Consider the following 22,482-nt stretch of genomic DNA (forward strand, 5'->3'; position numbering starts at 1 on the left):
ACAGTGCCTCTCTATCCCTACCCGTGGCTGCCGAGGTAGCCGACCAGTCCGTCCACCGTGGCGACGGCCGGGTAGTCGCGCTCGGGGATGTCCACCCCGGTGTCCGTGTCGATCACTTCCACCAGCCGGAGGAAGTCCAGCGAGTCCAGCTCCAGGTCCTGGCGCAGCCGTGCGCCGCCGTCGACGTCGTCCAGTTCGACGTCGGGCGCCACCTTCCGCAACGCCGCGCGGACCGCCTCCCGGGCGTCCTGTTCGTTCATGGCCTCTCCGTTCCCGCTCGTGGTCAAAGCTCTTCGGGCGTTTGCAGCAGTTCCCCTATCCGGGCCAGGTAGCGGCCGCCGCGAAGGCCGTCGCTGACCCGGTGGTCGGCCGAGAGGGTGGCGGTCACCGCGTGCCGCACGCCCAGCATCCCGTTCTCCGCCCACGGCTGTTCCTGCACCCGGCCGAGGCCCAGCAGCGCCACCTGCGGCGGGTAGATCACGCCGAAGACGCTGTCGACGCCGAGGTCGCCCAGGTTGGTAACGGTGAGCGTGGGGTCCGCCATTTCGGCCCGCTGCAGCCGCCCGGCCCGGGCCCTGCCCACCAGGTCGCGCAGCTGGGCCATCAGTTCGTCCAGGGTGAGGGTGTCCGCGTCGTGCAGTGCCGGCGCCACCAGGCCGCCCTGCCGCAGGGCCACCGCCACGCCCAGGTGAACCGCGGGGCTGCGCCGGAATTCGTCGTCGACATAGAAGCCGTTGACCTCCGGTACGTCCCGGGCGGCGAGCGCCGCGGCCTTGAGCAGCAGCGCGGACGGGACCAGCCGGGCGGCAACGGGCCGCTGCGCGTTGACGTGCTGCATCCAGTCCATGGCCGCGCGCAGGTCCAGCGTGGCACTGAGGTAGTAGTGCGGGATGGTCTGTTTGGAGCGTGACATCAGCGAACCGATCGCCCGCCGGAGCGCGGCGGTCCGGTCCGTCGCCGGGGTTTCGGTGCCGACCTGTGCGGAGGCGGCCGGCTCCGGCACGGTTTGTCGCTGTCCGCCTTGTTCGGGAGCGGCGGGCGCCGCGGGCGGCTCCGCCAGTGGAGCAGCGGGCGGTGTCTGCCGCGCTTGGACGGCGCGTTGAATGTCTTGGGCGGTGATGGCGCCGTCCGGGCCGGTCCCGGCGAGCCTGGAAAGGTCGACGCCGAGCTCCGCGGCCAGGCGGCGGGCGCGAGGCGCCGCGCGCACCCGGCTCGGTTCCACCGTGCCCGTTTCCGCCTGGCCCTGCTCCGGCGGGCCGGCCGTAGCTCGGGTAGGGCCGGGTCTTGCCGCTGCGGCGTGTTCGACGTCGGCCCGGGTGATGGCGCCGAGGCGGCCGGTGCCGTGGATCCGGTCCGTGTCCACGCCGAGCCGGTGGGCCAGGTGCCGGACCGGCGGCGCGACCGGTGCCGGGGCCGGCGGTGGTACCACAGCGCCAGTCCGGGCAACGGACGCCGGGGGAGTCTCCGGCGTCGGCCCGGGGACCTCGGCCGGGGTCTGGGTGATCCGTGCCACCGGTGTTCCCACCGGCACGGTCTGATTCAGCCCCACCAGCAGCTCCGCCACCACCCCCTCCTGGAAGGACTCGATGTCCATGACGGTCTTGTCCGTGTCCACCACGGCCACCAGGTCGCCGCGGCGGACGTAGTCCCCGGGCTTGACCAGCCATTCGACGATCTTCCCGTGGTCCATGTCCGCCCCCAGGGAAGGCATCAGGAAGTCACCCACGCGCCCCCACCGCCCCTTGCGCGGCCGCCACCACCCGCTCGGCCGAGGGGAGGGCCGCCAGTTCCAGATGCTTTGAGTACGGGATGGGCACCTCGGCGCTGCACACCCGGGCCACCGGGGCGTCGAGCTCGTAGAAAAGCTGCTCGCCAAGCCGGGCGCAGATCTCCGCGGAGATGCTGCCGCTGCGCCAACCCTCATCGACGACGACGGCGCGGCGGGTCCGGCGCACGGCGGCGAGGATGGTGGCCTCGTCCAGCGGGCGGAGGGTGCGCAGGTCCAGCACCTCGGCGTCGATCCCGTCCCCGGCGAGCCGGTCCGCGGCCTCCAGGGTCAGCGGCAGCGTCCCGCCGTAGGTGATGAGGGTGATGTCGGTGCCGGGCCGGCGGATCGCGGCGGTGGTGATGTCGACGGCGCCGGCATCCTCGGCGAGCTCGCCCTGGACGTTGTAGAGGGAGCCGTGTTCGAAGATCAGCACCGGATCCGGGTCCTGCAGTGCGGTCCAGAGCATCCCGCGGGCGTCCTCCAGGGTGGCGGGGGCGAGGATCCGCAGCCCCGGGATGTGCGCGTACCAGCCCTCGAGGCTGTGCGAGTGCTGGGCGCCGAGCTGCCGGCCCGCCCCGGTGGTCATCCGGACCACCAGCGGGACGTGGAACTGCCCGCCGGACATGTGCAGCAGCGAGGCGGCGTTGTTCATCAACTGGTCCAGGGCCAGCAGGCTGAAGTTGACCGTCATGATCTCGACGATCGGACGCATCCCGCCCAGGGCCGCCCCGATCCCGGCGCCGACGAACCCGGACTCGGAGAGCGGGGTGTCCCGGATGCGCTCCGGCCCGAACTCCTCCAGCAGGCCCAGGCTGACGGCGAACGAACCGCCGTACGCGCCCACATCCTCACCCATCAGGAACACCCGACTGTCCCGCTGCAGCGCGTCCCGGATTCCGGCGCGGAGGGCCTCCCGGTAGCTGGACTTCATGGCCGGCTCCCGGCGGCGCCGGAACTCCCGGAAGCGCCGGCCTCGCTGTAGACAAACCGTTCCAGGCCCGCGACCGGTTCGGGGGTCCCGGCCTCCGCGAACGCGACGCCGGCTGCGATCTCGGCGTCGGCGTCGGCCTGGAGCTGCTCCCAGTCCGCGTCGGAAAGATCGCCGGAACCCGCCAGCGAGGTGCGCAACAGTGCGATCGGGTCCCGCTCCTGCCACCGCGCCACCTCGGCCTTGTCCCGGTAGCGTTCCGGGTCGAACATCGAGTGGGCCCGGAACCGGTAGGTGCGCAGCTCCAGGAAGTGCGGCCCGCCGCCGGCCCGGACCGCGTCCACCGCGCGGCGGGCGGTGTCCTCCACCGCCAGCACGTCCATCCCGTCCACCGCCCAAGCGGCCATCTCGTAGCCGGCGGCCTTGAGTGCGATGTCCGTCTGCGACTCGGAGCGGCCCAGCGCGGTGCCCATCGCATAGAGGTTGTTCTCGCAGCAGAACAGCACCGGCAGCTGCCAGAGCGCCGCGAGGTTCATGCTTTCGTGGAATTCGCCCTCCGCGACGGCGCCCTCGCCGAAGAAGCAGGCGGTGACGCGGGGCCGGCCGGCCAGCTTGTCCGCGAGCGCCAGGCCCACCGCGAGCGGCAGTCCGCCGGCCACGATCGCGTTGCCGCCGTAGAAACGGGTGGCGGCGTCGAACAGGTGCATGGACCCGCCCCGGCCCCGGCAGCAGCCCTCGACGTTGCCGTACATCTCGGCCAGGATGGCGCCGGCGGACACCCCGCGCAGGAGGGCATGGCCGTGCTCGCGGTAGGTGGCGACGACGGCGTCCTCCGGACCCAGCGCGGACAGCACCCCGGCGGCCACCGCCTCCTCGCCGATGTAGACGTGCAGGAACCCGCGGATCTTGGCGGCACTGTAGAGCTCGACGCATTTCTCCTCGAGCCGGCGCACCCGGAGCATCTGCCGCAGCAGCTCCACGGCGTCCGGGCCGCTCACGCCGGGTCCCTGGACGCCGGACCGGACTCGATGGTGGAGGTGTCGCCCTCCGGCAGGCCCAGCTCGCGGGCCTTCAGCAGCCGGCGGAGGATTTTGCCGCTGCGGGTCTTCGGCAGCGCCGTGGTGAAGTCCAGCAGCCGCGGCGCCACGGCCGGCCCCAGCCGCTTCCGGGCGAAGGCGATGATGTCCAGCCGCAGCTCCTCGGAGGGTTCGACGCCGGGGCGGAGCTCCACGAACGCCTTCACCACCTCCCCGGCCACCGGGTCCGGGACGCCGATCACCCCCGCCTCGGCGACGGCGTCGTGCTCCATCAGCGAGCTCTCCACCTCGAAGGGGCCGATCAGGTGCCCGGAGGACTTGATCACGTCGTCGCCGCGGCCCACGAACCAGTAGTAGCCGTCGGCGTCGCGCCGGGCCAGGTCGCCGGTGAGGTACCAGCCGCCGGCGAAGCACTTCCGGTAGCGCTCCTCCTCGTTCAGGTAGCCGCGGAACATTGAGGGCCAGCCCGGCCGCAGCGCCAGTTCGCCCATGGTGTCCGGGTCCGTGACCAGCACCGCGGCCCCGTCCCGGACCACCGGCCTGTCCGCCTCGTCCCGGACCACCAGGGCCGCCTCGATGCCCGGCAGCGGCCGCCCCATCGACCCGGGCCGGATCTCCGTCGCGGCGAAGTTGGCGATCATGATCCCGCCGGTCTCGGTCTGCCACCAGTTGTCGTGCACGGGCTGGCCGAAGGCTTCCCGGCCCCAGAGGACCACCTCCGGGTTCAGCGGCTCGCCCACGCTGGCGACGAACCGCAGCGCGGACCGGTCATGGCCGGCGGCGCGCTCCGCCCCGGCCTTCATCAGCATCCGCAGGGCCGTGGGCGCCGTGTACCAGACCGAGACGCGCTCGCCGGCGAGGATCCGGTACCAGCGGTCCGCGTCCATTTCCTCCTCGTCCACAATGCTGGTCACGCCGTGGCTGAGCGGGGCCAGGACACCGTAAGAGGTGCCGGTGACCCAGCCCGGGTCCGCGGTGCACCAGTAGATGTCCTCCGGGTGCAGGTCCAGGGCGAAGGTGCCGGTGGCGTGGTGAGCGGTGACGGCGTCGTGGACGTGGATGGCACCCTTGGGCGTTCCGGTGGTCCCGGAGGTGAAGTGCAGCAGCGCCATGTCCTCCGGCTGCGTGGCGGCGATCTCCTCGTCCGCGGGCGCCTCCGCCAGCAGCGCGGCCAGGTCCAGCGTGCCCGGTTCCGGGTGGCCGTCCGCGTCAGCGAGCAGGACGTGCCGCAGCTCCGGCAGTGCGTCCCGCTGCGGGGCGATCTTCCGCCGGTACAGCGCCCGGGTGGTGACCAGGGCGCGGGCGCCGCCCAGCTGCAGGCGTTGCCGCACCGGTTCGGGGCCGAACGCGGAGAACAGGGGGCAGAAGACGCTGGCGTTCTTGAACGTGCCCAGCATGGCGGTATAGAGGGCGGGGCTGCGGCCCAGGAGTGAGAAGACGCGCTCGCCGCGGCCGACGCCGAGTCCCCGCAGTGCCGCGGCGAACCGGTTGCTCCGCTCGGCCAGGTCCGCGTAGGTCAGCGCGTGGGCGCCGCCGTCGGCCCGGATGAACCGCAGCGCCTCCCGGCCGCCGAGCCCGGCCGCCACGTGCCGGTCCGCCGCCTCGTACGCGATGTTCAGGCCCCGGCCGCCCGGCAGCCCCGAGAGCTGCCGCCGGGCCTCGTCCCAGCTGAACGCGGCGCGGGCGGCATCGTAATCGGCCAGATGGGGGCGGACCCGGAAGCTGTCGGGATCTTTCCCGATGGCCGGCCAGCGGAGCGAGGACGCGGTTCCTGCCGTCATGGTTACATCGGACGCCCGCTCCCCGCCGGTGCCAAGAGCCGTTAGTCCCGGCGCCAGAGCGGGGGCCGGGAGCGGACAATGCGGGGGCCGAGCGGCGCCGCGTGGGGCCGGTCGGGGCGGCACGTCCGAGCCTGTACTGCCACTAAACTGGGTGCCATGACAGCCTCCACTGACACCGCGGCCGACGCCGCCGCCGCCCGCGCCCGCCTCCTGGAACTGATCAAGGAACTCGCCGTCGTCCGCGGCAAGGTCATCCTCTCCAGCGGCGCCGAGGCCGACTACTACATCGACCTGCGCCGCATCACCCTGCACCATGAGGCCTCCCGCCTGGTGGGCCAGGTCATGCTGTCCCTGCTCGACGACGCCGGCATCGACTTCGAATGCGCCGGCGGCCTGACCATGGGCGCAGACCCTGTGGGCACCGCGGTGATGCACGCCGCCGTCGACGCCGGCCGCCCGGTGGACGCGTTCGTGGTCCGCAAGGCGCAGAAGTCCTACGGCATGGGCCGCCAGGTGGAAGGCCCCTCCGTGGAGGGCCGCAATGTCCTGGTCCTGGAGGACACCTCCACCACCGGCGGCTCCGCGCTGACCGCGGTCGAGGGCGTACGGAAGGCCGGCGGCAACGTGGTGGCCGTCGCCGTGATCGTGGACCGGGCCACCGGTGCCAAGGAAAAGATCGAGGCCGAGGCCGGCGTGCCCTACCTGTTTGCCTTCGGCAAGGACGAACTGGGCCTGGACTAAGGGTTTTCCCTGCAGCGGAATCCTCTGGACCGGGTTTGGGGTCCGACTTATCATTTCCTCAACACCCGCGCCGGCATCCCGGCGCCTGCAGCCGGAGAACACCGCCCATGCTCCCATCCCATGACCACACCGAAACCGACCCTGGAACGCTGGTGGACCAGGTCCAGGACCTCATCCTCGACAGCAGCGACTTCGAGGAGTTCCTGAACGACCTGGCGCGGTTCTCCGCACACCAGGTCGCCGGCGACGGCGAGGACGCGCTCTGCGGAATCACCCTGCTGCGCGACCGGAAGGCCGCCACGATCGGCTGGAGCAGCGACGACGCCCGGGCGATCGACGAGATCCAGTACCGGCTGGCCCAGGGTCCCTGCCTGACGGCGGCGCAGGAGGAACGCGAGGTCTACGTCCCCGATCTGCTGGACGAGGAGCGCTGGGGCCCCGAGTACGCCGACGCCGTCGCCTCGTTCGGCCTGCGCTCGGTGCTCTCCGTCCCGTTCCACCTGCAGGGCGAGGCGCAGGCGGCGCTGAACCTGTACTCCGACGTCCCGCACAAGTTCGACGGCGAGGCAGCCGACAAGGCCCGCCACTACACCCGGCAGATCAGCCAGGCGCTGCGCATGGCCGTGCGCTGCTCGCTGCACGCGGACAGCGCCAGCAATCTGCGCGCCACCCTGGAGTCCCGCACGGTGATCGACATGGCCATCGGCATCGTCATGGCCCAGAACCGCTGCGACCAGGAGACCGCGGTGCGGATCCTGACGGACGCCTCCAACCACGGGAACATCAAACTCCGTGAGGTGGCGACCTCGCTGGTGAAGTCCGTGGGCGGTTCCGGCACCCGGACCCACTATCAGGAGCCGGGCCGGCAAGCCGCGGGCTGATCCGGGAACTTGTGCCGCTAGTATTCGGCCGATAGTCTGGGCGAGGTTGAGCCGTCGGCCAAAGATACCTTCTTTGGAGTACCTATGGACCAATCCCTGAACGCTCACGTAAAGCTCGACGTCGGTCTCGACATCGTCCGGATCGATGTTATTGGCACCCTTAACCGCGAAACCCGTCCGGCCCTCCTGCAGCTGATCCAGCGCATCCGCCGCTCCGGTTTCACCTGGCACATCCGCGTGGATCTCTCCCGCTCGCCCTTCGTCGAATCCGCCGCCCTCGCCGGCCTGCGCCACGACCTCAACGCCATCGACGGCCAGAGCCGCCAGCTGGACCTCTCCGGCGCGCCGCCCCTTTCCGCCGGGGTCTCGCTGGAACTGCAGTGCTCAGCCGACGCGTCCGGCAGCGTCTTCGAGGACCTGGACTTCGCCGCCGGCGACTTCCACGCCGCCAAAATCCGTCCGCTGGGCCGGTACTCGGACGCCGAACTGCTGGCGGCCTCGGACGACGCCTTCAGCAAGCTCGACGATCCCGCCCGCGGCGCCGCCTCCGAGCTGCTGGCCCACTACGAGGACATCCGGTTCGAGATGTCCCGCCGCGAATTCGACCGCGAAACCGAAACCCTCTGACCTGTCCGGGCGCCCCGGACCCGGCGGCCCCCTACACCCTAGATCGGCGCATTTTCCCGTGGCCACCGGAGTGGTTACGGTTGTGGTGTGCCGCGTGAGACCGAAGTGACGGAGGGCGGAACCGCGAAGGCGGATGCCCGGCTCCTCCGGCACGCCGCCGAACTGGAACGGTTCTCCCGGCGGAACTTCCTGATCGGCGCCGGCACCGCGGGACTCCTCGCCGCGGACATGCTCTTCACCCGCCGCGTCCAGGCCGAGCGCCGGGTGAACAAGATCCTGACCGTGCCCGACGACGTCGCCGAACGCTACTACCCGCGCGCCAGCTGGATCCTCTTCCCGGGCTTCAAGACCAGCTGGGAGGAGGCCCAGTGGATCCTGAACTCCCTGCGTGGCGCCATGAACAAACGCGGCCAGCTGGCCGCCGTCGGCTACTCCAACGTGGGCCTGGAGATCGACAAGATCGTGATCGCCGTGATCGAGCACGTGCGCGCCCACAAGCTGGAGACCCTTTACTTTTACGGCCACAGCTTCGGCGGGATGGTCGCCGTGCAGGTGGCCGCCCGGCTGCTTGAACTGCACGGCGTCAAGGTGGCCTTCATCCTGCTGGACTCCAGCCCCGCAACCCGCAGCGACGTGCTGGACCAGAGCTGGTTCGAGGGCGTGGTGTTCCTCTACGAGAGCGGCGTCCGGTTCCCCACGGTGCTGCGCGGCGGCTACGAGCTCGGCGAACGGGTGCTCAACAAACACGAGCGCACTTGGGGCCAGATCGTTGACCAGACACTCGAGCAGCTTTCCCCGATCGCGCCGTCCAGCGTCCTGATCCAGAGCGAGTCCGCCTACATCTACCACTTCGATCCGGGCCGGTTTGTGGGCAAGCTCGGCGACGCCAGGATGGCGTTCATTGGCAACCCGGCGGACCAGACCGTCAGCTACGAGACGGCCCGGGACTCCTGGATGCTGCGGTTCGCGGGCAACATGGTCTCCGACTCGCTGCAGACCGACGGCGCCCGGCCGGCCCACGCCAGCCCCCAGTGGAACCCGGGGATCTACAAGCAGCTGGTCGAGCAGCTCCAGGACCAGATCCTGCCCCTTCCGGCCGGCGGCGGCCGGAAGGTGGCGTTCTAGCGGCCTAGATCTGGTTCTTGAGGTCCGCCACCGAGTTCAGGATCTGGTTGGGCCGGAACGGGTAGGCGGCGATGTCGTCCTTGTGGGTGATGCCGCTGAGCACCAGCACCGTGTGCAGGCCCGCCTCCATGCCGGCGATGATGTCCGTGTCCATCCGGTCCCCGATCATGGCCGTGGTCTCCGAGTGGGCGTCGATCTGGTTCATCGCGGATCGGAACATCATGGGGTTCGGCTTGCCGACAATGTAGGGTTCCCGGCCGGTGGCCTTGGTGATCAGGGCGGCGATCGCCCCGGTGGCCGGCATGGGGCCGTCCTTGGAGGGGCCGGTGGCGTCCGGGTTGGTGGCGATGAACCGTGCCCCGCCCAGGATCAGCCGGATGGCCATGGTGATGGCCTCGAAGGAATAGGTGCGGGTCTCGCCGAGCACCACGAAGTCCGGATCCTGGTCGGTGAGGATGAAGCCCGCCTCGTGCAGCGCCGTCGTCAGGCCCGCCTCGCCGATCGTGTAGGCGCGGTTGCCGGAGTCGGAGCCGCGGACCTGGTCCTTGAGGAACTGGGCCGTGGCCAGCGCCGAGGTCCAGATGTTCTCCTCGGGGATCTCCAGGCCGGAGCTGCGCAGCCGGGCGGCGAGGTCGCGCGGAGTGAAGATCGAGTTGTTGGTCAGCACCAGGAAGCGCCGGGAGGTGTCCACCCAGCGCTGGATCAGTTCGGCCGCGCCGGGGATGGGCTGGTTCTCGTGCACCAGCACGCCGTCCATGTCCGTCAGCCAGCACTCGATGTCCTGGCCGCTGCGGTACACCGACGCGGTGGAACGGGTCTCGTCCGCGTCCTGCCGCTGCTCTGAGTGGTGCTCTGACTGCTCCGCCATGGTGCCCTCCGCCGATAGTGTTCCGCTACTGCTCCCAGTCTAATGTTGAGGAGTGACCCAGCCAGAAGTAACGCCAGCAGCAGAGCCTGAACCCGGGCAGGAACCGGAGATCGGCGTCGGGCCCTGGACCGGGTCGCTGCCCGAGGGGGACCACTGGGACCCGGACCTGCTGGCCGACGGGGACCGCCGCAACGTCCTGGACAAGTACCGGTACTGGAAGCACGAGGCGATCGTCGCAGAGCTGGACTCGCGCCGCCACAACTTCCACATCGCCATCGAAAACTGGCAGCACGACATGAACATCGGCACCGTGGTCCGGACGGCGAACGCCTTCCTGGCCAAGGAGGTGCACATCATCGGACGACGGCGGTGGAACCGGCGCGGCGCCATGGTCACCGACCGTTACCAGCACGTCCGCCACCATCCCACGGTGGAGGACTTCGTGGCGTGGGCGCAGGGGGAGAACCTCGCGATCATCGGGATCGACATCTTCCCGGACTCGGTGCCGCTGGAAACCTACGAACTCCCGCGCGACTGCGTGCTGGTGTTCGGCCAGGAGGGTCCCGGCCTGACCCCCGAGGTGCACGCCGCCGCGGTGGACACCCTCTCCATCGAGCAATTCGGCTCCACCCGCTCCATCAACGCCGCCTCGGCCGCCGCGATCGCGATGCACGCCTGGATCCGCCGGCACGTCTTCAACCAGGTCACGGGCTAGGCCGGCAGTAAGGACCGTTCTTTAGATCGGCCGGCCCGCGGCGAACACCGCCGTGACGGCCAGGTCCTCATCCAGCAGGACCGCGTCCGCCTGGTACCCCGGCGCCAGCAGCCCCAGGTCCGTGCCCCGGCCGATCGCCCGAGCCGGCGTCCCGGTCAGCGCCGTCACCGCATCGGTCAGCGGGATGCCCGCGTCCCGCACCGCCCGGCGCAGGGCCTCGTCAAGCGTCAGGGTGGACCCGGCGATGGGGCCCTCCGCGTCCCCGGTCCCGGCCAGTCGCGCCACGCCGCCGCGCACCGTGACGGGCAGCGTGCCCAGCCCGTAGCTACCGTCCGCGGCGCCGGCGGCGGCCATCGCGTCGCTGACCAGCGCCACCCGGCCGGGGGCTCCGGTGAAGGCCAGCCGCACCATCTCCGGGTGGACGTGGACGCCGTCATTGATCACCTCAAGGGTCACGCCGGGGGAGCGGAACGCCGCGGCAACGGGCCCGGGCTCGCGGTGGTGCAGCCCCGGCATCGCGTTGAAGGCGTGCGTGAGGATGGAAGCGCCGGCGTCGAACGCGGCGAGGGCGGCGTCGTACCCGGCGGCGGTGTGTCCGACGGCGACCGCGACGCCGGCGTCCAGCAGGGTGCGGAGGGCCGCCATGGCGCCGGGAAGTTCCGGGGCGAGGGTCCACTGCCGGAGCGTGCCGCGTCCCGCCGCCAGCAGCGCAGCGACGTCCTCCGGGCCCGGGGCGCGGAGCAGGGCGGGGTCGTGGGCGCCGCGGAATGTGTCGGCGAGGAAGGGGCCCTCCAGGTGGGCGCCCAGGATGAGCGGGTCTGTTTCGGCCGCGTCGGCGACTGCGGCGAGCCGGGCTTCCAGGTCCGGCCTGGCTGCGGTGACGAGGGAGAGGACCAGTCGGGTGGTGCCGTGCCGGTGGTGGGTGGCCAGGGCCCGGCCGATCGCGGCCGCCCCGCCGTCGCCGGCCCCGGCGTCGAACGCGGCGCCGCCCCCGCCGTGGCAGTGCAGGTCGATGAAACCCGGCGTCAGCCAGCGGCCGGCCGCGTCCGTGACGGCGCACCCGGCGCCCGGAGCATCAAGACCGTCCCCGGCCCCGTTGTCGGAAAGGGCGCCGCCGGCCTTCGGCACCAGCTCCCGCCAACCGTCCCCGGACCCGACGGCCGCGACCGCGGTCCCGGCGAACGCCACCCAGGCGTCAGCGGTGATGGACCCGCCGGAGACGAGGCGGGCCGAGTGGATGATGCGGGTGGGCTGGCCGGGCATGATGCTGCCACCCTATCCGCTCCGGTCCGGGGGCAGTGTTACAACCGGGAGTGAGCGGAACCACTGCCGTCCGGCGGGAATGGCTAGGATGGTGCGTAGCCGACGAGGTTCACCCCAGGGGTCAGCCCAGCCCGCAGACGAAATTCACCTAAGGAGTCAGCATGCCCATTGCAACCCCAGAGATTTACTCCGAGATGATCGACCGCGCGAAGACGGGCGGTTTTGCTTTCCCCGCCGTCAACGTGACCTCCTCCCAGACCCTGAACGCCGCCCTCCGCGGCTTCGCCGAGGCCGAGTCCGACGGCATCGTCCAGGTCTCCACCGGCGGTGCCGCCTACTGGTCCGGCGCCTCCACCAAGGACATGGTGGCTGGCTCCCTGGGCTTCGCCGCATTCGCCCGCGAGGTCGCCAAGAACTACGGCGTCAACATCGCCCTGCACACGGACCACTGCCCCAAGGACAAGCTGGACGGCTTCGTCCTGCCGCTGCTGGCCGCCTCCGAGGCCGAGGTCAAGGCCGGCCGCAACCCGCTCTTCAACTCCCACATGTGGGACGGCTCCGCCGAAACCCTGCAGGAGAACCTCAAGATCGCCCGTGACCTGCTGGCCCGCACCGCGGCCGCCAAGATGATCCTCGAGGTCGAGATCGGCACGGTCGGCGGCGAGGAAGACGGCGTCGAGAACGCCATCAACGACAAGCTCTACACCACGGTTGAGGACGCCCTCGCCACGATCGACGCCCTTGGCGCCGGCGAGAACGGCCGCTACATCACCGCCCTGACCTTCGGCAACGTGCACGGCGTGTACAAGCCCGGCGGCGTGAAGCTGCGCCCGGAGATCCTCAAGGACATCCAGGAGCAGGTGGGCGCCAAGATCGGCAAGGCCAACCCGTTCGACCTGGTCTTCCACGGCGGCTCCGGATCCTCCGAGAAGGAAATCGCCGACGCGGTCTCCTACGGCGTGATCAAGATGAACATCGACACCGACACCCAGTACGCCTACACCCGCCCGGTGGTGGACCACATGTTCCGCAACTACGACGGCGTCCTGAAGATCGACGGCGAGGTCGGCAACAAGAAGATGTACGACCCCCGCGTCTGGGGCGCCTCCGCCGAGGCCGGCCTGGCCGCCCGCGTGGTCGAAGCCGCCCAGCAGCTCGGCTCCACCGGCAAGACGTTCTAACCGTGTCGGACGAATTCCGGAAGAACCTGCTGGGCCCCGAACCCACCCTCCTGCCCGCCGAGACCGAGGTCACCGCGGGCCTGGAGGCCGGGCACGAGGCCCTGGACCTGGTGGAGAAGCACCCGACGTCCTCGCTGCTCTGGGCCGTGCTGGCCGAGGAAGCGTGGAAAGAGGGCCGGACCATCGATTCCTACGCCTACTCCCGCGTAGGCTACCACCGCGGCCTGGACGCCCTCCGGCGCAACGGCTGGCGCGGCGCCGGCCCGATCCCGTGGGAGCACGAGCCGAACCAGGGCTTCCTGCGGGCCCTGTACTCGCTCGGCCGGGCCTCCGCCGCGATCGGTGAGGCCGAGGAGCCGGAGCGGATCGAGAAGTTCCTGGCCGAGTCCGATCCCACGGCCAAGGCCGCCATCGAGGCGCGCGGCTGACGCTGCGCCGCCCCGGCTGACCCGGGACCAGACGACGACGGCGGGTTCCCACCGAAAGGTGGACACCCGCCGTCGCGGTTTAATCTGGGCCCACGCCCGCAGGGTTCCCTGGCCGAGCTTGCGAGGTTAGGGAGCGGGTGGGGACGATCAGGCCTTCGCCAGGCCGGTGCGGGCCATCGCGTCCGCGTAGGCAACGCGCATGTCCTCAAGGTACTGCTCCTGCCGTGCAGGGGTGCCGGCGAAGGCGCGGCCGCTGAGCGAACGCACCTTGTAGGTCTTCAGGCCGCGGCGCCAGATCATCGGCACCTCGGTCTTCAGCAGCAGGTTGGCCAGCCGGTTGGCCTCGGTGCCGTGGGCGACGATCACGGAGGCGCGGGGGACCAGGGCCAGGAACTTCAGCAGCGGCTTGAGTCCGGCGGCGATCTGGTCCGGGGTGAATTTGCCGTTGGGCTCGCCCTCGACGTGCCACGGGTGGACATTCCACGGCATCACGAACTCGGGGCGCAGGCCCAGCTTCCACTGGATGCCCAGCAGGCGGGTGGCGGCGTCGGAATCGCCGGCGGTGATGAACCCGGACGGGTCCGCGGTGCCGATGTTGGAGAACAGGCTCACGATGCGGCATTCGTCCACGTCGTGGGCGGGATCGACGTAGGGGACGGTGGTGCCGGCCTTGGCGGTCTGGAGGGCGTCGCACAGCTCGTTGACCGGGGCGACATTGGCCTCGTAGCGGCGGTTAAAGAGCTGTTCGCGGAAATTTTCAGTGGCCAGGGCTGTCATGTGGTGCTGGGTCTCCTGCGGGATTGGTAACGCCGCCAGACCGGCCGCGGGCGCGCTAAAGGAAGGCGCGCCGCGGCCGATGTGGTGTGGAAATGTGGTGTGGGCCGGAAACCTGTCCGGCCGTTACCAGTCTACCAAGATCCCGCCGGCCGGCCGCCGGTCACCAAAGTCGCTTGGTGGCCCGCCGTGCTCCCTCACCCAGCGCCTCAAGCTTGGCGAAGGCGATCTGCGGGTGGACGCGGCCGCCGAGGCCGCAGTCCGTGGAGGCAATCACGTTCTCCCGGCCCACCAGTTCGGCGAACCGCACGATCCGGTCCGCCACCAGGTCCGGGTGCTCGACGACGTTGGTGGCGTGGGAGACGACCCCGGGGATGATCGACTTGCCCTCGGGAAGCTTGGTGTCCTCCCAGACCCGCCACTCGTGCTCGTGCCGGACATTGGCAGCCTCGAAGGAGTACGCGCCGGCGTTGACCTGCAGCACCGAGCCGACGATGTCCCGGAACGGGATGTCCGTGGTGTGCGGGCCGTGCCAGGAACCCCAGCAGACGTGCAACCGGATCTGCTCCTGCGGCAGGTCCCGGAGCGCCCAGTTGGTGGCCTCCACCCGCAGTTGGATGAACTTCAGGTAGTCCTCCAGGCTGGGCTCGGGGTTGATCTGGTCCCAGCTCTCGGCCAGCGACGGGTCGTCCAGCTGGACGGTCAGGCCGGCGTCAATGATGGCCTTGTACTCCTCGCGCATGGCGTCCGCGCAGGCGTAGAGCAGTTCCTCGTCGCTCTGGTAGTACTCGTTGGCCACCCGGGCGCAGGACCCGGGGGAGAGGGAGGCGACGAAGCCCTCCGTCAGGCCTGCCGCGGCGAGGCCGGTCTTGAGGTTGGCGACGTCGGAGGCCACCAGGTCCTGGCCCGTGTAGGTCAGTGGACCGGCAATCTTGGGCTGGGTGACCGACTTGCGGTGCGAGAGGATGCCCGAGGACGGGTCGTTGTAGGCCTCGTTGAACTTCTGCCGGTCCCGGCGGTCCGGGAAAGACGTCAGGACGATGTGGCCCGGTGAGGAGCGGTGCACCTGGGCGTCGGCCCAGCGGTCCACATTGGTCGGTTCCAGGCCGCCGAGGCGCGAGAAGGAGTAGTTCCACCAGGCGCCGTAGTCCACGGAACTGGACATAGTGTGGCCGTATTCACCGTCGTTGGCGATGTCGATGCCCAGATCGCTCTGGCGCTGCACCACGTCCTTGACCGAGGTTTCCAGCAGGTCCAGGAACTCGGGGGTAATCCCGTCCTTTTCCTTGGCCTCGTTCGCGGCGATCAGCTCCGGGGTGCGGGGCAAGGACCCGGCGTGGGTGACGCGGATGTGGTCGGTGTTCTGGGCGGAGGTAGGGGTCATGGCTCGGTTTCCTTTCCATCGGTCCTGGCGGTAGCACCGTGGCCGGCCGCGGCAGCCGCCCTGGGGGCGGTCCGGGTCCGGCGGGGTTGCTGCGGCGTCAACGGTCCAGGTCCCTCGGCCGCTCGGGATGGTCACTCCCACTACATTCCACCCGTGCTCCGCCCGCAAGTCATGCCCATAATGTGTCACGGGCCCGTGGTGGCGGCCGAAAACGCGCCCCCGGCTCCGTCGTCGGCTAAACTTGGGTGGTAAGAGCCCCTGACTGCCCGCAGCGGTAGAGTCGGGGCATTCTCATGAACGGTGCCGGACTGCGGAACCACCTGGTGGACCGAAGCACGGCCCGAACGAATGGGGGAGGATCCCATGCCAGCAATCGTGATCGTCGGAGCCCAGTGGGGCGACGAGGGCAAAGGTAAAGCCACCGACCTTCTCGGCGGCCGCGTCGACTACGTCGTCAAGCCCAACGGCGGCAACAACGCCGGCCATACCGTCGTCGTAGGCGGTGAGAAGTACGAGCTGAAGCTCCTTCCTGCCGGCATCCTCAGCCCCAACGCCATCCCGGTGATCGGCAATGGCTGCGTGGTGAACCTCGAGGCCCTGTTCCAAGAGATCGACGGGCTTGAGGCCCGCGGGGCGGACACGTCCCGGCTGCGTGTCTCCGCCAACGCCCACCTCGTGGCGCCCTACCACCAGGTGCTGGACAAGGTCACCGAGCGGTTCCTCGGCAGCCGCGCCATCGGCACCACCGGCCGCGGCATCGGCCCGGCCTACATGGACAAGGTGGCCCGCCTCGGCATCCGCGTCCAGGACGTCTTCGACGAGTCCATCCTGCGCCAGAAGGTCGAGGGCTCGCTGCGGCAGAAGAACGAACTGCTGGTCAAGGTCTACAACCGCCGCGACATCGAGGTGGACGAGATCGTGGACTACTTCCTCTCCTTCGCCGAGCGCCTCCGCCCCTTGGTCGTGGACAGCACCTTCCTGCTGAACACGGCGCTGGACGAGGGCAAGGTGGTCCTCATGGAGGGCGGCCAGGCCACGTTCCTCGACGTCGACCACGGCACCTACCCGTTCGTGACCTCCTCCAACCCGACCGCCGGAGGCGCGTCCGTGGGCTCGGGCATCGGCCCCACCCGGATTTCCCGCTCGATCGGCATCATCAAGGCGTACACCACGCGCGTCGGCGCCGGACCGTTCCCCACCGAGCTGTTCGACGAGATGGGCGTCTACCTGCAGAAGACCGGCGGTGAGTTCGGCGTCAACACCGGCCGCCCGCGCCGCTGCGGCTGGTACGACGCCGTGCTGGCCCGGCACGCCTCCCGCGTCAACGGCTTCACCGACTACTTCGTCACCAAGCTGGACGTGCTCACCGGCATCGAGCAGATCCCGGTCTGCGTGGCCTACGACGTCGACGGCGTCCGGCACGATGAGATGCCGATGACCCAGACCGAGTTCCACCACGCGAAGCCGATCTTCGAGTACTTCGCCGGCTGGACCGAGGACATTACCGGCGCCCGCACCCTGGACGACCTGCCGGAGAACGCCCGCAACTACGTGCTGGCGCTCGAGAAGCTCTCCGGCACCCGGTTCTCCGCGATCGGCGTCGGCCCGGACCGCGACCAGACGATCGTGGTCAACGATCTGATCAACGACTGACCTGATTAAGGGCTAACGCCCTTCGAGCGCCCGACGGCGGCGTCCCGCCCGGAACGGTGGGGCGCCGCCGTCGCCGTTTAACCCCGGGGCAACCCTGGAAAACTCCAGAAAAACCCCGGAAATCCGCGGCGGAACGGTCCTGGGAAAAAGAAACAAAAGAATTTTCCGGATCCGCGTAACCTTTTCGGCCCTCCCGGCGATTACCCCTATGTAAGCGCCGCATGGGACCTGGACCCCAACCACGTTCCGCGGCGCGGCCGCGAAGCTACCGCACGGCACCCGCCCCCATCGGGCGCCGCGGGCTTCGCCGGAAGGATCCGACGGGCACCTGCCCCCATCAGGTGCCGACGGGATCCCAACTGTAAGAGCCGGCGGGCGCCCGCCCCCATCGGGCGCCGCCGGCCCTCCACAACCAAAGGATGTAATTTTCATGAAGAGTGTTAGCAAGACCACCAAGATTGCTGTCGGCGCCGCCATTCTCGCGGTCGGAGGCTTCTCCGGAATCGGCCTGGCCAACGCGGCCCAGGTCTCGAACACCCAGCAGGCTGAAGTGAGCAACGCTACGCCCGCCACCCCGGCCGTTCCGGCGACCCCGTCGCTGCCCGCCGTTCCGGCTACCCCGGCCGTTCCGGCTGTGCCGTCCGCCCCCGCCGTTGACGGTGCCGCCAAGGGCGACGCCTCCGTCAAGGGTGCCGACGAGTCCGCCGAGGGCTCCGTCTCCGCCGACAAGGACGGCGTGACCGTCGACGGCGCCGCCAACGCCAAGGGCGCCGCAGAGGCCCAGGCCCACGCCGGCGTCACCGTGGCCACCCCGGCCGTCCCGGGTGCCAAGGACCTCCCGGCTACCCCGGCCGTCCCGGCCGTCCCGTCGGTGGATGTCCCGCAGGTGAAGAAGTAAGCACTGCCCATCTCCTTTCGGAGGTGACGGGGTGCGGCCGCTAAGATCTTGGGGGCCGCACCCCACAGCAGTAAACGGAAGGAAAGCCTCTTGGCAGACCAGCTGAGCGATGACGAACTGTCAGCCGCCTTGGCTGGCGACCCGTCAGGATTCAGCGCCGTTTACACCGTGATGTCCCCGGCAGTGCTGGGCTACTTCCGGGCCAAGGGCGTCGACGATGCCGAGGCCCTCACCCAGGACGTGTTCGTGGACATCCTGCCCCGGCTCGGCGGCGTCACCGGCGGCCACAAGGGGCTGCGGACCTTTATCTTCTCCGTGGCCCACGCCCGCCTGGTGGACCACTACCGCCGCTCGGAGCGGGCCCCGCACCACACCCCTTACGACCCCCTGACGGATGACCGGCACACGGTCTCCGCGGAGGACGAGGCACTCGGATCGCTCGGGGGCCTGACCCACACACTCTCCCTGCTCAACGAGGAGCAACGGGAAGTCCTGGTCCTGCGGATCGTCGCGGACCTCGCCATCGACGAGGTGGCCAGCATCATGGGCAAGAGCCCGGGTGCCATCAAACAGCTTCAGCGGCGCGGGCTCAGTGCCCTGCGCGAACTGGTAACAGAAAAGGACCACGCAGCATCATGACCGGCACCCGCAAACCCCAGCAGGATGGCAGCATCCAGGCGGTGCTCCGTGATGCCGGCCTGGAATCTGCCGCCGAACTCCGCGGCGCCCTGGAAAACCTCCAGGCCCTGGTCCCGGACCAGGCCCCCGCCCCGCGGGCCGACCTCGCGGCCCTGCTCGCCGCCGGCGCCCCCGCAGCAGCCGCCTCTTCCGAAGAATCCGCCTCCTCCGTCGAGGAGCCCCCGCTCCCCGCGGGCGTTGCCAGCCTGGCGGCACACCGCCGCAGCCGGGGAAACCGGCGCCGGATGGCTTTGGTGGGCGGCGCCGTCGTCGGTGCCATGACCCTCGGTGCGGGTGCCGTGGCCGCCGCCAGCCAGGACTTCCGCGACAGCGTCGGCCACACCGTGGGCAGTATTTTCCAGCCCGCCGGCAACGCCCCGGCCCCCGCTCCGTCGTCGGTCCGCCCGTCGCCGTCGGACCTGCCGGCGCTTCCGGCACCGGCCCCCGCGCCGGCCGGCACGGTCACGGCACCGACCCTGCAGGCAACGGCTCCGGGCGCGGTCCCCGAACCGGTCCGGCCCAGCACTTCGGCCACGCAGCCGGGCCTCGGCCGCGACGTCGGCCGGACCGGCGTGCTGCCGACCCCGCCGCAGCGGCCGGTTACGCCCGTGGTCCCCGGCGCCGACGGCCGGGGCATCCCGGTCAGCCCGCTGCCCACCGTCCCGGCCATCCCCGAGGTTCCGGACGGGACGGGGCAGCGCTGATCCCGGCTTAGGCCAGGACCTGCCGCTTCGAGGAGATGACGCCGGTGTCGAAGCCGGCCAGGTGCAGGCCGCCGTGGAAACGGGCGTGCTCGATCTTCACGCACCGGTCCATCACCACGTTCAGCCCGGCCGCCTCGGCCTCCTTGGCCACGTCCTCATGCCAGGACCCCAGCTGCAGCCAGAGCGTCTTGGCGCCGGCGGCGATCGCCTCGTCCAGCACGCCCGGCAGGTCATCGTGCTTGCGAAACACATCCACAATGTCCGGGCTCTCCGGCAGGTCCGCCAGCGACGCGTAGCTCGGCTGGCCCAGGATTTCCTTGACCACCGGATTCACGAAGTAGACCTTGTACCGGGTGGAGGACAGCAGGTACGTCGCCACGAAGTAGCTGGCCCGGGACGGCTTGTCCGAGGCGCCCACAATCGCGATGGACTTCGCCTGCCGGAGCAGGTTCAGCCGCTCCGGCGCGGACGGTCCGGTCCAGGTGCGGGTTGCGTCAGTCATCAGTTCGCTCCAATCGTGCAGGCCTCGGCGGGCAGTTCTTCCGGTTCCGCGGATACGCCGGCGGCCGGCACTTTCGAGGCCGCGGCCAGGGCCTGGTCCAAGTCCCAGAGGATGTCCTCGATGTCTTCCAGGCCCACCGAGATGCGGACCAGGTCCTCGGGCACGCCCGCGGATTCGAGCTGCTCCGGGCTGAGCTGCTGGTGGGTGGTGGAGCCCGGGTGAATCACCAGGGTCCGGGAGTCGCCCACGTTGGCCAGGTGCGAGGCCAGCTGCAGGGCCTCGATGAACTTCTGCCCCGCGGCGCGGCCGCCCTTGACGCCGAACGAGAACACGGACCCCGGGCCCAGCGGCAGGTACTTCCGCGCCCGTTCGAAGTGCGGGTGGGACGGCAGGCCGGAGTAGTTCACGTACGCCACCCGCTCGTCGGCTTCGAGCCATTCGGCCACAGCCTGGGCGTTCTTCAGGTGCTCGTCCAGCCGCTGCGGCAGCGTCTCGATGCCCTGCAGCAGCTGGAACGCGGACTGCGGTGACAGGGCCGGACCGATGTCCCGCAGCTGCTCGCAGCGCAGCTTGGTGAGGAACCCGTACTCGCCGAAGTTCCCCCACCAGGAGACGTTGCCGTAGGAGGCCACCGGCTCGGTCATGGTGGGGAACTTGCCGTTGCCCCAGTTGAAGCGGCCGCTTTCGACGACGACGCCGCCCAGGGTGGTGCCGTGCCCGCCCAGGAACTTGGTGGCGGAGTGGATCACGATATCCGCGCCGTGCTCGATCGGCCGCACCAGGTACGGGGTGCTCAGGGTGGCGTCGACGACGAGCGGAATGCCGGCGTCGTGCGCCACCTTTGCCAGCCCGGCGAGGTCCTGGACTTCGGAGGAGGGGTTGGCGACGACCTCGACGAAGATCGCCTTGGTGTTCTCCCTGATGGCCGCGGCGTAGTCCGCCGGGTCCGTGCCGGGGACGAAGGTGGTGTCCACGCCGAAGCGGCGGAGCGTGACATCCAGCTGGGTCACGGTGCCGCCGTAGAGCTGGGAGGAGGCCACGAGGTGGTCCCCGGCCTGGGTGAGCGCGGCGAAGGTGACGAACTCCGCGGCCATGCCCGAGGACGTGGCGACGGCGCCGATGCCCCCTTCCAGGGAGGCGACGCGCTCCTCGAACGCGGCCACCGTGGGGTTGCCGATCCGGGAGTAGATGTTGCCGTACTTCTGCAGGGCGAAGAGGTTGGCCGCGTCCTGGGTGTCCTTGAAGACAAAAGACGTGGTCTGGTAGATCGGCACGGCCCGGGCGCCGTGTTCGGCGTCGGGAGTGCCGCCGGCGTGCAGGGCTCGGGTGCGGAATCCGAAGGTACGGTCGGCCATTACGCGTTCACCTCAATCTTGGTGGCAGGGGTGGAAAGTTCGGTGCCGTGCTTGCGGGCCAGGTCGGCCTCGAGTTCGCGCACGATCGGTAGGATGTCCTTGCCGAACGCGGCCACCTCCTCCTGGAAGTGCAGGTAGCAGGTCAGGAGCAGGTTCACCCCGATCTTCTTGTACTTGACGATCCGTTCCGCGATCTGTTCGGGGGTGCCGATCAGCCGGGTCTTGAAGCCGTCGTTGTACTGGATCAGGTCCTCGAAGCTGGAGTCCGCCCACATGCCCTTGCCGTCCTTGGTGGACGCCCCGGCCTCCTGGACGGCGTCCCGGAAACCCTCGACGGCGGGCTTGTGCGCCTTGGCGACGATCTCGCGGAGGGTCTCGCGGGCCTCCTTTTCGGAATCGCGGGCGATGACGAAGCCGTTCAGGCCAAACCGCGGGAAACCGAGGGCGCCGCCGGTCCCGCGCCTGGCTTCGCCGGCCGCGGCGACGACGCCGGCGATGTTCTCCTTGAAGCCTTCGAGGTCCTTGCCGTTGGAGAAGTACCAGTCCGCCACGCGGCCGGCCGTGGCCTGTGCCGCGGTGGAGTTGCCGCCGAAGAAGATCTCCGGGTGCGCGCGGCCCGGGACGTCCACCGGGGCCGGCTGCAGGGTGAAGTCGGTGATGTTGTAGTACTTGCCGGCCTGGCTGAAGTTCTTCTGGGTCAGCAGGCCGCGGAGCACCCGGATGAACTCCTCGGTGCGGACGTAGCGCTCGTCGTGCTCCAGCCACTCGAGGCCGAAGTTTTCGAACTCGGCCTTGAGCCAGCCGGAGACGATGTTCACGGCGGCGCGGCCGTTGGAGATGTGATCCGCGGTGATCAGGTACTTCGCCAGGACGCCGGGGTGCCACATGCCGGGGTGGACGGCGGCGATCACCTTCAGCCGCTCGGTGGCGGCCAGCAGGCCCAGGCTGAACGAGGTGGCCTCGTGCTGCTTGTCCGCGCCGTAGGAGGCGGCGTAGCGGGTCTGGGTCAGGGCGTACTCGAAACCGGAAACCTCGGCGATGCGGGCCAGCTTCTTGTTGTAATCGAAGTCCCAGCCGGTGCGCTGTTCGATGGTGGAGACCACCAGGCCACCGGAGACGTTGGGGACCCAATAGGCGAACTTGAGCGGTTCGGAGAGGCGGGCGACGGTGCTGTTCTCGGTCATGGTGTTC

At 70.1% G+C, this 22,482-nt stretch carries 23 protein-coding genes; 11 read left to right on the forward strand and 12 right to left on the reverse strand.

Translation table 11 applies throughout. The features are described 5' to 3' along the window. Positions 1 to 17: 17 nt before the first annotated feature. From ACFUCU_RS11235 to acsA, 5 genes are read right to left on the reverse strand one after another with little or no spacing between them, the layout of a single operon-like run. A complete protein-coding gene (locus ACFUCU_RS11235; RefSeq protein ID WP_364136330.1) occupies positions 18 to 260 on the reverse strand; it encodes a phosphopantetheine-binding protein in 243 nt (80 codons plus the stop codon). Positions 261 to 283: 23 nt separating this feature from the next. Then, entirely contained in the window at positions 284 to 1,711 is a 1,428-nt protein-coding gene (locus ACFUCU_RS11240) for a 2-oxo acid dehydrogenase subunit E2 (RefSeq protein WP_377972642.1), read from the reverse strand. Positions 1,712 to 1,718: 7 nt separating this feature from the next. Further along, positions 1,719 to 2,699 carry an alpha-ketoacid dehydrogenase subunit beta gene (locus tag ACFUCU_RS11245; protein ID WP_377972643.1) on the reverse strand — a complete coding sequence of 327 codons (981 nt, stop codon included), beginning with the start codon at positions 2,697 to 2,699 and terminating at the stop codon, positions 1,719 to 1,721. Further along, positions 2,696 to 3,694: a pyruvate dehydrogenase (acetyl-transferring) E1 component subunit alpha gene (gene pdhA, locus ACFUCU_RS11250; protein ID WP_377972644.1), complete on the reverse strand. Its 999-nt coding sequence runs from the start codon at positions 3,692 to 3,694 to the stop codon at positions 2,696 to 2,698. Before pdhA ends, ACFUCU_RS11245 begins: the two co-directional genes overlap by 4 nt. Beyond that, positions 3,691 to 5,514: an acetate--CoA ligase gene (gene acsA, locus ACFUCU_RS11255; protein ID WP_377972645.1), complete on the reverse strand. Its 1,824-nt coding sequence runs from the start codon at positions 5,512 to 5,514 to the stop codon at positions 3,691 to 3,693. Before acsA ends, pdhA begins: the two co-directional genes overlap by 4 nt. 156 nt (positions 5,515 to 5,670) lie before the next feature. Between acsA and pyrE the strand changes: the two genes are divergently transcribed. The 4 genes from pyrE to ACFUCU_RS11275 all read left to right on the forward strand — a co-directional run bounded on the left by pyrE (position 5,671) and on the right by ACFUCU_RS11275 (position 8,888). After that, positions 5,671 to 6,255 carry an orotate phosphoribosyltransferase gene (pyrE, locus tag ACFUCU_RS11260; RefSeq protein ID WP_364136340.1) on the forward strand — a complete coding sequence of 195 codons (585 nt, stop codon included), beginning with the start codon at positions 5,671 to 5,673 and terminating at the stop codon, positions 6,253 to 6,255. Positions 6,256 to 6,362: 107 nt separating this feature from the next. Continuing rightward, a complete protein-coding gene (locus tag ACFUCU_RS11265) occupies positions 6,363 to 7,136 on the forward strand; it encodes a GAF and ANTAR domain-containing protein (RefSeq protein WP_377972646.1) in 774 nt (257 codons plus the stop codon). A gap of 84 nt (positions 7,137 to 7,220) precedes the next feature. Beyond that, positions 7,221 to 7,763, forward strand: a complete 543-nt coding sequence (locus tag ACFUCU_RS11270; protein WP_290256783.1) for a hypothetical protein — start codon at positions 7,221 to 7,223, stop codon at positions 7,761 to 7,763. 87 nt (positions 7,764 to 7,850) lie between these two features. After that, positions 7,851 to 8,888 carry a thioesterase domain-containing protein gene (locus ACFUCU_RS11275; RefSeq protein WP_377972648.1) on the forward strand — a complete coding sequence of 346 codons (1,038 nt, stop codon included), beginning with the start codon at positions 7,851 to 7,853 and terminating at the stop codon, positions 8,886 to 8,888. A gap of 4 nt (positions 8,889 to 8,892) precedes the next feature. Here ACFUCU_RS11275 and ACFUCU_RS11280 read toward each other — a convergent pair whose 3' ends face one another. Continuing rightward, a complete protein-coding gene (locus ACFUCU_RS11280) occupies positions 8,893 to 9,756 on the reverse strand; it encodes an HAD-IIA family hydrolase (protein ID WP_290256781.1) in 864 nt (287 codons plus the stop codon). A gap of 52 nt (positions 9,757 to 9,808) precedes the next feature. On the opposite strand from ACFUCU_RS11280, the gene ACFUCU_RS11285 reads away from it, so the two are divergent. Further along, positions 9,809 to 10,471 carry a TrmH family RNA methyltransferase gene (locus ACFUCU_RS11285; RefSeq protein ID WP_377972649.1) on the forward strand — a complete coding sequence of 221 codons (663 nt, stop codon included), beginning with the start codon at positions 9,809 to 9,811 and terminating at the stop codon, positions 10,469 to 10,471. A gap of 21 nt (positions 10,472 to 10,492) precedes the next feature. Here the strand turns inward: ACFUCU_RS11285 and ACFUCU_RS11290 are convergent, their stop codons facing one another. Beyond that, complete coding sequence (locus ACFUCU_RS11290) at positions 10,493 to 11,734, reverse strand: N-acetylglucosamine-6-phosphate deacetylase (RefSeq protein ID WP_377972651.1); 1,242 nt, start codon at positions 11,732 to 11,734, stop codon at positions 10,493 to 10,495. 161 nt (positions 11,735 to 11,895) lie between these two features. Between ACFUCU_RS11290 and fbaA the strand changes: the two genes are divergently transcribed. Continuing rightward, positions 11,896 to 12,915: a class II fructose-bisphosphate aldolase gene (gene fbaA / locus ACFUCU_RS11295; RefSeq protein ID WP_290256778.1), complete on the forward strand. Its 1,020-nt coding sequence runs from the start codon at positions 11,896 to 11,898 to the stop codon at positions 12,913 to 12,915. Positions 12,916 to 12,917: 2 nt separating this feature from the next. Then, positions 12,918 to 13,343 (forward strand): DUF3151 domain-containing protein, encoded by a 426-nt coding sequence (locus tag ACFUCU_RS11300; RefSeq protein ID WP_364136352.1) that lies wholly within the window; start codon positions 12,918 to 12,920, stop codon positions 13,341 to 13,343. 147 nt (positions 13,344 to 13,490) lie between these two features. Here ACFUCU_RS11300 and ACFUCU_RS11305 read toward each other — a convergent pair whose 3' ends face one another. Both ACFUCU_RS11305 and ACFUCU_RS11310 read right to left on the reverse strand, forming a co-directional pair. Then, positions 13,491 to 14,120 (reverse strand): uracil-DNA glycosylase, encoded by a 630-nt coding sequence (locus ACFUCU_RS11305; RefSeq protein ID WP_364136354.1) that lies wholly within the window; start codon positions 14,118 to 14,120, stop codon positions 13,491 to 13,493. A gap of 160 nt (positions 14,121 to 14,280) precedes the next feature. After that, the gene (locus tag ACFUCU_RS11310) at positions 14,281 to 15,501 is read right to left on the reverse strand and encodes a cobalamin-independent methionine synthase II family protein (protein ID WP_377972654.1); all 1,221 of its coding nucleotides are present in this window, start codon (positions 15,499 to 15,501) and stop codon (positions 14,281 to 14,283) included. A gap of 363 nt (positions 15,502 to 15,864) precedes the next feature. Between ACFUCU_RS11310 and ACFUCU_RS11315 the strand changes: the two genes are divergently transcribed. From ACFUCU_RS11315 to ACFUCU_RS11330, 4 genes are all read left to right on the forward strand, one after another. Then, positions 15,865 to 17,154, forward strand: coding sequence for an adenylosuccinate synthase (locus ACFUCU_RS11315; RefSeq protein ID WP_377972656.1), 1,290 nt, complete (start codon positions 15,865 to 15,867; stop codon positions 17,152 to 17,154). A gap of 430 nt (positions 17,155 to 17,584) precedes the next feature. Then, the gene (locus tag ACFUCU_RS11320; RefSeq protein ID WP_364136360.1) at positions 17,585 to 18,052 is read left to right on the forward strand and encodes a hypothetical protein; all 468 of its coding nucleotides are present in this window, start codon (positions 17,585 to 17,587) and stop codon (positions 18,050 to 18,052) included. Positions 18,053 to 18,142: 90 nt separating this feature from the next. Beyond that, positions 18,143 to 18,691 carry an RNA polymerase sigma factor gene (locus ACFUCU_RS11325; protein ID WP_364136362.1) on the forward strand — a complete coding sequence of 183 codons (549 nt, stop codon included), beginning with the start codon at positions 18,143 to 18,145 and terminating at the stop codon, positions 18,689 to 18,691. Next, entirely contained in the window at positions 18,688 to 19,434 is a 747-nt protein-coding gene (locus ACFUCU_RS11330) for a hypothetical protein (protein ID WP_364136364.1), read from the forward strand. The genes ACFUCU_RS11325 and ACFUCU_RS11330 overlap by 4 nt, the downstream gene beginning before the upstream one ends. Before the next feature lie 7 nt (positions 19,435 to 19,441). Here the strand turns inward: ACFUCU_RS11330 and ACFUCU_RS11335 are convergent, their stop codons facing one another. The 3 genes from ACFUCU_RS11335 to sfnG are packed head-to-tail and all read right to left on the reverse strand — an operon-like array spanning position 19,442 to position 22,475. Continuing rightward, a complete protein-coding gene (locus ACFUCU_RS11335) occupies positions 19,442 to 19,936 on the reverse strand; it encodes a CoA-binding protein (protein ID WP_377972658.1) in 495 nt (164 codons plus the stop codon). Then, entirely contained in the window at positions 19,936 to 21,291 is a 1,356-nt protein-coding gene (locus tag ACFUCU_RS11340) for an O-acetylhomoserine aminocarboxypropyltransferase/cysteine synthase family protein (RefSeq protein ID WP_377972660.1), read from the reverse strand. The genes ACFUCU_RS11335 and ACFUCU_RS11340 overlap by 1 nt, the downstream gene beginning before the upstream one ends. After that, on the reverse strand, positions 21,291 to 22,475 hold the full coding sequence (gene sfnG / locus ACFUCU_RS11345) for a dimethylsulfone monooxygenase SfnG (protein ID WP_377972662.1): 1,185 nt from the start codon (positions 22,473 to 22,475) through the stop codon (positions 21,291 to 21,293). The genes ACFUCU_RS11340 and sfnG overlap by 1 nt, the downstream gene beginning before the upstream one ends. Positions 22,476 to 22,482: the final 7 nt, after the last annotated feature.

Source organism: Arthrobacter sp. NPDC057259 (assembly GCF_042668995.1).
In the GTDB taxonomy this organism is placed as follows: domain Bacteria; phylum Actinomycetota; class Actinomycetes; order Actinomycetales; family Micrococcaceae; genus Arthrobacter.